Below are 11,176 nucleotides of genomic sequence, written 5' to 3' on the forward strand. Positions count from 1 at the left end.
CGTCAATTCGTTTCCACGAGTATAACTGTTTGTGCTGTGGACACATTCATCACACGGCGATTCGGTCCGTCGGCGTCGGGACCGAAGTCAGAAGGAGACCTGGTCGGGGCCGTCCTCCCCGATGGACGGCGAGTCGCGGTCGGAGTAGTTCGCCCGGCCGATGGCTTTCTTCGAGACCGCCGAGTAGGTCACGGTTCGGGCGTCATCGGCGCTCTCCAGCGTCGTCTCGCCGTCCAGTCGGCCGAGTGCCTCGCCGAACGTCTCCTCGCCGTTCGCCACCTCGAGTTCGAGGTCGCCGTACTCCTCGATGAGTTCCGCGGCCGTGGCCGGATAGCTGTGGGCGTCGATCTTCTCGTCGGCGTTGGCGAGCAGTCGCATACCGGAACTGGCGACCGATCCTTCATCAATGTTGTCTATAATTTCCTCCCCCGGATATAATCACATCTAGGACGCGGGACCGAAACGCCGGGGCTTTGCCCCCCGAGCGCGGAGGGTCGGCATGGTCGTCGCGGACCTCCACGTACACACGACGAACTCCGACGGAACGTTGACGCTCTCGACGCTGGCCGAGGCCGCCGAGGCGGCCGGCGTCTCCGCCGTCGCCGTCACCGACCACGACCGACTCCACCCCGACATCCGGGCGCCGGTCGCCGCCGTCGGCGAGCTGACCGTCGTCCACGGCATCGAGTTGCGGGTCGAGGCCGGCGACGAACGGGTCGACCTGCTCGGCTACGGCGCGCGCCGAACCGACGACCTCGAGTCCCTCGTCGAGCACCTCCAGGCCGACCGCATCGAGCGCGGGCGGAGGATCATCGAGCGCGTCGAGGAGCGGGTCGGCGTCGAGTTACCCGTCGAACCCCGCGAGGGGCTGGGTCGGCCCCACATCGCCCGCGCCATCGAGTCCGCGACCGAGTACAGCTACGAGGGCGCCTTCGAGGAACTCATCGGCGCGGACTGTCCCTGCTTCGTCGCCCGCGACGTCCCCTCCTTCGAGGAGGGCGCCGCCGTCCTCCGGGAGGCCTGCGGACTGGTCTCGCTGGCGCACCCGTTCCGGTACGACGACCCCGAGGCAGCCCTGGAGTTGTGTGCCGATCTCGACGCCGTCGAGCGGTTCTACCCCTACGGCCGGGAGGTCGACACCCGCCCGCTGGAGCGGGCCGTCGAGCGATACGACCTGCTCGTGACCGGCGGCAGCGACGCCCACGGCGAGACGCTCGGCGAGGCGGGCCTGGACCGGACGGAGTACCGCCGGTTCCGCGCCGCGCTGTAAGACGCACGTTCGACGGCTGGCGTCCGATAACGCTGGGTTCAAACCGCTCGGCGTCCTATCCTGCTACATGCAGTGTCACTACTGTGACGAGGAGGCCGCCGTCGCCGTCGAGAAGGACCACGTCAAGGTCGGCCTCTGCGAGCAGCACCTCCGCGACCGGATGGAGGAACTCTCCGACTCCGAGTGGCTCGAGGAGGTCGAGTCACAGGTCGACGATTCGCTGAAGGACTGACGACCGGCTCTTTTCGGCGCGTTCGGGGCACATTTCCGTGGTCGCGTGCTACGCCCGGCATGCGCGTCTCCGTCATCGGCGGCTCCAGCATCGACGAGGCGACCTACGGGACCGCCCGCGAGGTCGGTCGCCTGCTCGGCGAGCGGGGCCACACCGTCGTCTGTGGCGGCCTCGGCGGAACGATGGAGGCCGTCTGCCGGGGGGCTCGCGAGGCCTCGAGCGAAGCGAGTGGCCTCGAATCGGGCGAGCGGGGCGGCAGCCCCGCGAGCGGCGAGCACGACGCCGAGACCATCGGCATCCTGCCCACCGCGCGCCGCGCCGACGCCAACGAGTGGGTCACGACGCCCATCGCAACCGGGATGGGTAACGCCCGCAACGTCGCCGTCGTCCTGAACGGCGACGCCGCGATCGCCATCGACGGCGCCGCGGGAACCCTCTCGGAACTCGGCCACGCGCTGGACTTCGGCCGCCCCGTCGCCGGCCTGGACACCCACGCCGTCGACCTCGACGGCTTCGAGACCGTCGAGACGCCCGAGGCCGCCGTCGACTACGTCGAATCCGCTGCCGACAGCCACAGGTAGACAGAACAGGGCCGACACCGAGAGCGCCCGTCGTTCAGGCCTCGGTCGCCGACCTGACCGGTCCCTCGCTGTGGTCCGCGGCCCGGACGACGAACTCACGGAAGGGGAGCCGTTCGTCCCAGGTCCGGAGCCGTGCGCGGTAGGCGCTGGCGGTCTCGGCCGCCTCAAGGGCCGCCTCCCGGTCGCGGAACCGCAACGTCTCGGCCGGGAACGGTCGTCCGCCGGTCCGGGCGCAGACGAGGTAGTACCGGCCCGACGGGTCCGCGAGGGCCTCGAGGCGACGCCTGATGTCCGCGAGCGTGCGTCCGGCCGTCGTGTCGGGCCGATCACTCATCGTCGGACGTCCACCGGTCGTTCGGCGGCGATAAACGGTGCTCCCTCGTCCGCCAGCGCGATGCCGCCACAGTCGTCTCGGTAGACCGTCCACGCCGGGAGTTCCGGGATGCCGTGGTCGGCCGGGTCACCGAACCGATGGGCGAGGACCCACTCGCGGGCCCGCATCTACGCCACCCCTGTCCCGTCGTTCCTCGCGGAGAGTCGACGACTGCGGGGCCGCGACCCGCGCTTCGGGTCGCCTCGCCGCGTCGGTGCACCACACGCCACGGTCTCCGTCGCCATGGTTTTAGGCTAGCCTAAAAATTGATAGCCTTTTCGGTTCCTGCGCCGAGCGATGGCGGAGTGGGAACTGAAAACGGGTGGACGGAAGCGGTCGTGCCGTCGGAGCAATCGAGGAAGAGGGGGGTGTTCAGTCGCTCTGGATGCGCGGCGCCAGCATGTAGGTGACGTGACCGTCGCCCTCGGCGAAGCCGAAGTGCATCTTGACGGGGAACTCCTCGCCGAGTTCCATCGTCACCTCGGCGTCCTTCGGGATGGCCTTGTTCATGTCCTTGAGGTAGTCCAGCGAGAACAGCGAGCGGGCCTCGCCGGCGGTGAGGTCGATGAGGTCCTCGCGGCCGAGTTCGAGGTGGACGTCGTCGGTGTCGCCCTCGGCGTCGACGTAGAACTCCTCGTCGTCGGGGTCGACGCCCAGCGCGATGTGGTCGCTCACCATGTCGGCGGCCGTCACGGCGCGGGCGATGTCGCGCCCCTCGATGACGATCTCGGCCGACAGGTCGAGTTCCGGCAGGTCCGGCTCCTGGCGGATGGAGTCGGGGTCGATGAGCGCCAGCGTGTACTCCAGGCCGTCCAGCGAGATGTGGAGCTTCCGGGTTTCCTCGTCGAGTTCGAGGTGGACGAGCTGGTCGGAGTCGGCCATACCGACGATGTCCTCCAGACGGTCGAGGTTGACGCCGATGACGCCGCCGTCGGTCTCGTAGGACTCGAAGGCCTCGGCCGACAGCTCCAGGTCGACCATCCCCACGTTTGCCGGGTCGACCGCGCGGATCGTGAGGCCCTCCTCCTCGAGGCGTATCTTGCACTCGTCGACCAGCACGCTCACGGAGTCGAGCGCAGCCCCGAGCGTGTCCGCACTCACGATAGCGTTGAACATGGACGGTGGTTCTGTCCGCCGGTTTAAAAAATCTCTCTTGTACGTGTGCGGGCGCGAGGCCGTCTACAGGACCCGACGGCCGCTCTCTCGACGGACGCTATCGGGTCCGAACGACGGCGCGACGGGACGCGAACCGACGCTCGGACGAGTCTCAGATACCGCTGCTCGAGTGGGAGCCGCCGCCACCGCCGTTGCGACCGAGCAACACGTAGAGGACGAGTCCGAGGAGCGGGGCCAGAAAGACGACCACGGCCCACAGGAAGGCGGGGTGCTCGCTGTTCTTTTGGGCGTCCTTGTAGACCCAGACGGCGAGACCGATGAATATCGCCAGGAACACGAGCCAGATTACCAAGACGAGTCCGGCACCGCCGTTCTGCAAGGGGAGGGCTGGAATCATGCATGGGGCCGTTCCCCCAGGAGTTACAAAACGATTTCGTTCGTCGTCCGAACGATCACTCGAGCAACAGCAACTCGGGCGTCTCGAGGTACTCCTTGACGGTGTTGACGAACTGCGCAGCGTCGGCGCCGTCGATGACCCGGTGGTCGATGGACAGCGACAGGGTCATCACCTTCCTCGCCTCCACCTCTTTGCTCACGGCGTCGCCGTTCGCACCGTCCGAGGCGCCTTGCGCCTCGCGCTCGACGACCCACGGCCGCTCCTCGATGGCGCCCAGTCCGAGGATGGCCGTCTCGGGGTAGTTGATGATCGGCGTGGCGTACTCGCCGCCGATGGCACCGAAGTTCGTGATGGTGAAGGTACCGCCCTGCATGTCCTCGCGGGCGATGGAACGCTCCCGCGCGCTCTCGACGAGGTCCCGCATCTCGTCGGCGATTTCGAGCATCCCCTTCCGGTCTGCGCCCTTCACGACCGGGACCATCAGGCCCGCGTCGGTCGCCGTCGCCACGCCGATGTTGTAGTCGCCCCGGACGAGGATCTCCTCGTCGTCCTCGTCGAGTTGGGAGTTGAGGATGGGGTGTTCCTTCAGCGCGGCGACGACGGCCTTGACGACGAACGGCATGTAGGTCAGTTTCGTGCCGCGCTCCTCGGCGCGCTCCTTCAGTCGGCCGCGGGCCTCCACCAGCCCCGTGACGTCGACCTGGTCGTGGTGGGTGACGTGCGGTGCGGTGAACTTCGAGCGCTCCATCTGCTGGCCGATGGTGCGGCGGACGCCCCGGTAGGGGATGCGTTCGTCCTCGCCGGCAGCCTCCACGGCGGCGGACTCGCCGCCCGCCGAGACGGCCTCGGCGTCGGCGGCCTGGGCCCGCTGCTGGGCCTCGGCGTACTGCTGGACCTGCGCCTCGGTGACGAAGGCCTCGCCGTCCTTCCGCTCGTCGGTCGGCACGGCGTCGAGGTCGACGCCCTCCTCCTCGGCGAGTTTCCGGGTGGCTGGCGCCGCCAGCGTGCGGTCGCGGTCGGCGGATTCGGCCGGCGTCGCGCCGTCGGCGTCCGTCGGCGTCGTCGCCGCCGCGTCGCCCTCGTCGTCGACCCGCCGGGTCGCCGACTCGACCGCCTGCCCGTCGCCGGACTCGTCGGCTTCGCCGGCCGCGCCGCCGCTCTCGGCGGCCGCCCGGACGTCCGCCTCGGTCACGCGGCCGCCGGGGCCGCTGCCCTCGACGCTCCCGATGTCGACGCCGAGTTCGCGGGCGACCCGCCGAGCGGAGGGCGCCGCGAAGACGCGGCCCTCCGTCTCGCTCACGTCGCCGGCGTCGGCCGTCTCCGCGGGCTCGGCCTCGGTGGTCGCGTCGCCGGCCTCGCCCGCGTCGGCCGCCTCGTCGGCAGCCGCCGCCTCGGCATCAGTGGGTTCCTCCTGAACCGCCTCGCCCTCCACGTCGAACGTGATGATGACGTTTCCGACCGGCACCATCTCGCCCGCCTCGGCGAGTATCTCGCGGACGGTGCCGTTGACCGGCGCCGGCACCTCCACGACCGCCTTGTCCGTCTCCACCTCGGCGACGGGCTGGTCCTCTTTGACCGTATCACCCGGTTCGACGAGCCAGTCGACTATCTCCGCCTCGGTGAGCCCCTCGCCCACGTCGGGAAGTTTGAACTCGCGTACCATGGGTCAGGCGTCGGCCACCTCCCGGATGGCGTCTTCGATGCGTGCGTCCTCGGGCATGTAGTAGTCCTCCAGGGCGTACAGCGGGTACGGCACGTCGAAGCCGGTCACCCGCTCGACGGGCGCCTCCTGGTAGTACAGCGCCTCCTCCTGGATGGTGGCGGTGATTTCGCCCGCGAGGCCGCCCGTCTTGGGCGCCTCGTGGACGACGACCGCCCGGCCGGTCTTCTTGAACGACTCGACGATTGTCTCGGTGTCCATCGGCTTCAGCGTCCGGAGGTCGATTACCTCCGCGTCGATGCCCTCCTCGGCCATCGACTCGGCGGCCTCCAGCGAGGGCCGGGTCATCGCACCCCAGGTGAACACCGAGACGTCCGACCCCTCCCGGCGGACCGCCGCCTCGCCCAACTCGACCGTGTAGGGATCGTCGGGTACCTCCTCCCGGAAGGCCCGGTAGATGAGCTTCGGTTCGAGGAAGACGACCGGGTCCGGATTGCGGATGGAGGCGGCGAGCAGTCCCTTCGCGTCGTAGGGCGTCGACGGGATGACGACCTGCAGGCCCGCCTCGTGGGTGTAGAAGGCCTCCTTGGACTCGGAGTGGTGCTCCGGGGCGCGGATGCCGCCGCCGTAGGGCGCCCGGATGACCATCGGCAGCGTGAACCGACCGCGCGAGCGGGTCCGAAAGCGGGCCGCGTGGGAGACTATCTGGTCGAATCCGGGGTACATGAACCCCGAGAACTGCAGTTCGGGCACCGGGCGCAGTCCGTAGGCCGCCATGCCGACGGCGGTTCCGAGGATGCCTGCCTCCGCAAGCGGCGTGTCGATGACGCGCTCGTCGCCGAACTCCTCGTAGAGACCCTCGGTCGCCCGGAAGACGCCGCCGTTCTTGCCGACGTCCTCGCCCATCACGAGGACGTCCTCGTCGCGCTGCATCTCTCCTTTCAGTCCGTCGCGGACGGCCTGTACGAGCGTCAGGTTCTGGGTTTCCGCCTGCTGTTCCGTGCTCATTCTAGTAGCTCCTCGTCGCCGTGGCGTTCTCGGAGCGCCTCGAGGTACTGCTGCTGTTCCCGAAGGCGCTCGGGCATCTCCTCGTAGACGTACTCGAACATCTCCGCGGGGTCGGGCCGTTCGATGCCCTCGGCGGTGTCGATGGCGTCGGCCACCTCGTCGGTGACCGACTGCTCGATGGCGTCGATCCGTTCGTCGTCGAGGACCCCCTGGTTCCGCAGGTAGTTCTCCAGGCGGGGGATGGGGTCCTTGGCCTTCCAGCGTTCGACCTCCTCTTCCTCGCGGTACACCGAGGGGTCGTCGGCGGTCGTGTGGGCGCCGAACCGGTACTGGACGGCCTCGATGAGCGTCGGCCGCGTCGCCCGTCCGGGCGCGTCGTCGGCCGCCGGACCGGGGTTCTTCGCCTTCTCGAGGGCCTCGCGGGTGACCTTGTAGACCGCGAGGGGGTCCATCCCGTCGACCTGGACGCCCTCGAAGCCGTAGGCGTGGGCCTTCTGGGCCAGCGTCTCCGAGGCCGACTGCCGCTCGCGGGGCACCGAGATGGCCCACTGGTTGTTGTTACAGAAGAAGACCGTCGGCGTGTCGAAGACGCCCGCGAAGTTCAGTCCCTCGTGGAAGTCGCCCTCCGAGGTCGCGCCGTCGCCGAAGTAGCAGATGAACGCCTCCTCGTCGTTACCCTTCAGCTTCGAGGCCCAGGCCGCACCCGTCGCGTGCGGAATCTGAGAGGCGATGGGGACCGCCACGGGGAAGATGTTCAACCCCTCGAGGCTGTTGCCGCGCTCGTCGCCCATCCAGTAGCGGAGCGTCTCGTGCAGTTCCAGACCCCGGACGTAGGCGGCGCCGTGCTCCCGATAGCTCGGCACCATCCAGTCGTCGGCGTCGAGGGCCGCGGCGCTGCCGACCTGTGCGCCCTCCTGGCCAGACAGCGGCGGATAGGTCCCCATCCGCCCCTGTCGCTGGAGGCTGACGGCCCGCTCGTCGAAGTGGCGGGCGAGCCGCATCTGACGGTACATCTCGATCAACTCCTCGTCGTCGAGGTCGGGGACATCGGCCCCGTCGACGACACGTCCGTCCTCGTCGAGTACCTGCACTCGGTCGCGGGGGTCTCGCTGCAGCGTACTCATGACTCCCTCCGTCGCATAGAGAGACTGTCCGAGGCCGGCGGCATAGTGTTTACGTAAAATTTGCCACGTTCGGCGGCGGCGGTAGATCGCCATCCGTCGGCTCGGGGCGACTCCGAGGTCGGCGGCGGCCCGACGCCGACACGACGGGAGCGGCCTACGCCATCTCCTCGAGGTCGACGCCGGGACCGATGAGGTACCGACCCGGTGCGTCCCGGTCGTAGAGCATCGTCCCCTGACCGGTCCGGCAGGTGCCGACGCTCCCCTCGAGGTAGCGCGGGTCACGGGGCGTATCGGCCCACGACTCGGGGAGTTGCTCCTCGATACTACCCGCCCCACCCGCCTCGAACCGGTCGTTGGAGTCCATCGTGGTTTCGCCTCGTGGTACGATCGCACACCGACGGGGAAAGGTATTGTGACAGACGTTTCCAAACGTCGCGGGAGCCGCGTCGCGTCTCGCTACGTTCCGTCGGGCGTGTCCCGCCGACCGCTGTCGAGACCGGACGCGTCGAGGCGTTCTCCTGGGCTGCTACGGCTCCTGGGCGAGCGTCACGTTCTCGGCGAGCCACGCCGTCGCCTCCTCCAGCGTCGCGGCGTCGTCGCCGGTGACCTTCAGGCGGTTGTGGCCGGCCCCCCGGTCGGGGTAACAGCCGACCTTCACGTCGAAGCGCGTCTGTACCTCGTCGAGACGTTCGACGAGGTTCGCCTCCGGCTCTTCGGTGTAGAGCGTCCGAAAGCGGGCCGTCCCGTCGAACTCCCCCTCGACCGCCTCGAACATCCGCTTCATCTCCGACGGAATCCCGGGGAGGACGTAGACGTTCTCCAGAACGCATCCCGGTGAGAGCCCCGCGTGATTGATCAGCGGCCGGGCGCCCTCCGGCAGCAGCGCCTCCTTTTCGGCGTCGACCTCCAGGTCGGGGTACTCGCCCGCGATGGCCGCAAGCGTCCGCTCGACGTCGGCGCGCGCGAGGTCGTTCTCCGTCATCGGGCGGTCGAACGCCGCCGCGACGGCCTCCATCGTCACGTCGTCCGGCGTCCGACCCAGCCCGCCGGTGACGACGACGGCGTCGAAGGCGTCGCTGTACTCGGCGGTGGCCTCGGCGATCACGGCACGGTCGTCGGGTACGGTCAACACCCGCCGGACCGTCGCCCCCCGCTCGGTGAGTTCCCGCGCCAGCCAGGTCGCGTTCGTGTTCTCCGTGTCGCCGTCGAGTAGCTCGTCGCCGACCGTGAGCAGCGCCGCGTCCATGGCCGTGCTTCGGCGATCACGACAGTTAGGCTTTCGCTGTCGGGGGGCGTGCGTCGCCTGCGAGGTCCGGGGCCGAAACGGTGCGACTCCGGCGCTGACCGGCCGAACGGAACGGTCCTATCCCGACCGCCGCTCCGTCTCGACGTCGACGAAGGAGGGGTAGTCGGTGTCGGGCACGTAGGCGTCGTCACAGACCGTCGCGCCGACGCAGACCTGCCGCTCGGGCGGCCAGACGACCTCGATTTCGCCAGTACGGGGCCGCACCAGCACCTCGAGTTCGTAGTAGACGGTGCCGCCCTGCGGCCCGACGACGGTCACCCGGAGTTCGGCGTCGGTCGGGCCGTCGATCGGAACCGTGGCGTTGCCCGCCGCCAACGCCGAGGGCGTCAGCCGCCAGTCGACGGCCAGCGACTCGCCGTCGACCGACCGGGTCGTGCGGGCTTCCTCGTCGCCGGCGTCGACGGCGACGGTGGCGCTGGTCGACCCCGCCGGCGCGCCGACCGTCGTCCGCGCGCGAAACTCGTCGGTCCGGACCCGCTCGGCCGACTGCAGCGTCGACTGGATCTCGTCGGCCGGGTCCGGCGTCCACGTCCCGCGGTAGCGGAACCGGTGTGGCGTCCGGTCCGGGTAGGTGTCGAGGACGGCCCAGGTCGTCTCGGCGTCGCGGTCCAAGGCGTAGACGGTGCGGCCGTCGAAGCCGGGGTCGTTCCGGAGCGGCTGGAACGGGTGGTTCATCCACGGGCCGTACGCCGGCGGGAGCAGGACGACGGCGTCGTCGGGCGGTCGCGGCTCGAAGGGCGCGTAGGCCTGCTCGTAGTTGTCGGTGTAGGCGGCGTTCCGCTCGACCGGCTGGTCGAAGGCGGCGACGGCCGCGCCCCCGACCACCGGCGCCGAGACTGCGAGCGCCGCGACGGCGACGGCACGGCGCTGGGTCGTCGAGAGCCCCTCGACCGCCCGGAGCGCCCGGACCGCGCGGGCGACGGCGTGGCCGCCGAAGACCGACAGCGGCAACAGCAACGCGAAGTGATAGAAGGGACCGAAACTGGCGAGCAGGCCGTCCCGGGGGTCCGTCGGTGTCGCCAACAGGTTGGCGTTGCCCCAGAAGTAGAGGTTGCCGACGGCGACACTGACGACGAGGCCGACGAGCACGGCCCGGAACTGTCGGTCCGACAGCCACGTCCCGGTGGTACCGCCGGACGCGCCGGCGGTCCGCTCCGGCGCCGACCGCGCGAGAACCACGCCGACGGCCGCGAGCGCGGTCCCGAGGGCGCCGAGCGGCCCCCACCGGGTCGCCAGGTACCACAGCACATAGGCGTTGGACTCCAGCGCCCGCGCAGGGGTGTAGACCATCTCGTGGTTCAGGATGCGGCGCTGGCCGAACCCGAGGCCGTCCAGCGGCGCGAACGCCTGGTAGGGAAAGAGCAGGGGGTCGCCGGTCACGACCGCATTGTACCCGAGTGTGACGCCGACCCACGCGAGGCCGACCGCGACCAGCGCCGCGTACGGTCGGACCGCACGCTCCCGTTCGGTCGCCAGCACCCACAGCGAGTGGACGGCGAAGGGGGCGGCGAACAGCACGGCGGTGTAGGGCCGCGCGAAGAAGGCGACGCCGCTGGCGAGGCCGGCGGCGGCCGCCCACCGGACCGACCGCACCCGACAGGCCCGGACGTACGCCGCCGCGAACGCGAGGTTCAGGCAGAACGTCGTCGCGTACGGGAGGAACGACGCCGAGGTCATCAGGAACATCGGTGCCGTCAGCAGGAGGCCGCCGGCCGCCAGCCCGGTCGGTCGGTCGAAGGCCCACCGGCCGAGCGTGACGACGAGGGCGGCGCTCGCGGCGGCGACGGCGGCGAGCGAGAGCCGCGGTTCGCCGAGCGCCATGCCGACGGCGAAGACGGCCGGCGGGACGGGACTGTACTTCGAGTACAGCCCGCGGTCGCTCTCGACGAAGAACCACGGCCGGAACGGGCCGTCGACGGGCGGCCGCAGGAACAGTTGCCCGTCCAGGAGCATCGCGGCCTGCTGGAGATACACCCCCTCGTCGTGGTTGACTGAGAGGTACGGGAAGAGTACGAGCGCGACCGCGAGGACGACGCCGCCGGCGACGGCGGCGACGGCGAGCGTCGGCCACCGGCGTCGGAGCCGCGTCCGAAGCTCGCCCGCCCGCAT

General features: G+C 70.0%; 14 protein-coding genes. 3 read left to right on the forward strand and 11 right to left on the reverse strand.

The window, feature by feature from the left end:
- Window positions 1-87 precede the first annotated feature (87 nt).
- The gene (locus NLF94_RS17795; RefSeq protein WP_254838981.1) at window positions 88-378 is read right to left on the reverse strand and encodes a DUF5789 family protein; all 291 of its coding nucleotides are present in this window, start codon (window positions 376-378) and stop codon (window positions 88-90) included.
- A 121-nt stretch (window positions 379-499) separates the two neighbouring features.
- Between NLF94_RS17795 and NLF94_RS17800 the strand changes: the two genes are divergently transcribed.
- The 3 genes from NLF94_RS17800 (at window position 500) to NLF94_RS17810 (ending at window position 2,083) form a co-directional block, all read left to right on the forward strand.
- The gene (locus NLF94_RS17800; protein ID WP_254838982.1) at window positions 500-1,270 is read left to right on the forward strand and encodes a PHP domain-containing protein; all 771 of its coding nucleotides are present in this window, start codon (window positions 500-502) and stop codon (window positions 1,268-1,270) included.
- A gap of 67 nt (window positions 1,271-1,337) precedes the next feature.
- A complete protein-coding gene (locus tag NLF94_RS17805) occupies window positions 1,338-1,502 on the forward strand; it encodes a DUF6757 family protein (RefSeq protein ID WP_254838983.1) in 165 nt (54 codons plus the stop codon).
- A 59-nt stretch (window positions 1,503-1,561) separates the two neighbouring features.
- Window positions 1,562-2,083: an SLOG cluster 4 domain-containing protein gene (locus tag NLF94_RS17810; RefSeq protein WP_254838984.1), complete on the forward strand. Its 522-nt coding sequence runs from the start codon at window positions 1,562-1,564 to the stop codon at window positions 2,081-2,083.
- Window positions 2,084-2,117: 34 nt separating this feature from the next.
- Here the strand turns inward: NLF94_RS17810 and NLF94_RS17815 are convergent, their stop codons facing one another.
- The 10 genes from NLF94_RS17815 to NLF94_RS17860 form a co-directional block, all read right to left on the reverse strand.
- Window positions 2,118-2,417 carry a DUF7552 domain-containing protein gene (locus tag NLF94_RS17815; protein WP_254838985.1) on the reverse strand — a complete coding sequence of 100 codons (300 nt, stop codon included), beginning with the start codon at window positions 2,415-2,417 and terminating at the stop codon, window positions 2,118-2,120.
- Window positions 2,414-2,584 carry a hypothetical protein gene (locus NLF94_RS17820; RefSeq protein WP_254838986.1) on the reverse strand — a complete coding sequence of 57 codons (171 nt, stop codon included), beginning with the start codon at window positions 2,582-2,584 and terminating at the stop codon, window positions 2,414-2,416. The genes NLF94_RS17815 and NLF94_RS17820 overlap by 4 nt, the downstream gene beginning before the upstream one ends.
- Window positions 2,585-2,828: 244 nt before the next feature.
- The gene (locus NLF94_RS17825; RefSeq protein ID WP_254838987.1) at window positions 2,829-3,572 is read right to left on the reverse strand and encodes a DNA polymerase sliding clamp; all 744 of its coding nucleotides are present in this window, start codon (window positions 3,570-3,572) and stop codon (window positions 2,829-2,831) included.
- 151 nt (window positions 3,573-3,723) lie between these two features.
- The gene (locus NLF94_RS17830; protein WP_254838988.1) at window positions 3,724-3,969 is read right to left on the reverse strand and encodes a PLDc N-terminal domain-containing protein; all 246 of its coding nucleotides are present in this window, start codon (window positions 3,967-3,969) and stop codon (window positions 3,724-3,726) included.
- Window positions 3,970-4,024: 55 nt separating this feature from the next.
- Window positions 4,025-5,632: a dihydrolipoamide acetyltransferase family protein gene (locus NLF94_RS17835; RefSeq protein WP_254838989.1), complete on the reverse strand. Its 1,608-nt coding sequence runs from the start codon at window positions 5,630-5,632 to the stop codon at window positions 4,025-4,027.
- Between the two features lie 3 nt (window positions 5,633-5,635).
- Entirely contained in the window at window positions 5,636-6,637 is a 1,002-nt protein-coding gene (locus NLF94_RS17840; RefSeq protein ID WP_254838990.1) for an alpha-ketoacid dehydrogenase subunit beta, read from the reverse strand.
- Window positions 6,634-7,761, reverse strand: coding sequence for a pyruvate dehydrogenase (acetyl-transferring) E1 component subunit alpha (gene pdhA / locus NLF94_RS17845; protein WP_254838991.1), 1,128 nt, complete (start codon window positions 7,759-7,761; stop codon window positions 6,634-6,636). The genes NLF94_RS17840 and pdhA overlap by 4 nt, the downstream gene beginning before the upstream one ends.
- 154 nt (window positions 7,762-7,915) lie before the next feature.
- On the reverse strand, window positions 7,916-8,125 hold the full coding sequence (locus NLF94_RS17850) for a hypothetical protein (RefSeq protein WP_254838992.1): 210 nt from the start codon (window positions 8,123-8,125) through the stop codon (window positions 7,916-7,918).
- 162 nt (window positions 8,126-8,287) lie between these two features.
- A complete protein-coding gene (locus NLF94_RS17855) occupies window positions 8,288-9,007 on the reverse strand; it encodes a competence/damage-inducible protein A (RefSeq protein WP_254838993.1) in 720 nt (239 codons plus the stop codon).
- A gap of 117 nt (window positions 9,008-9,124) precedes the next feature.
- Window positions 9,125-11,176, reverse strand: coding sequence for a DUF7846 domain-containing protein (locus NLF94_RS17860; RefSeq protein ID WP_254838994.1), 2,052 nt, complete (start codon window positions 11,174-11,176; stop codon window positions 9,125-9,127).

This window comes from Natronomonas marina (genome assembly GCF_024298905.1).
Classification (GTDB): Archaea; Halobacteriota; Halobacteria; order Halobacteriales; family Haloarculaceae; genus Natronomonas; species Natronomonas marina.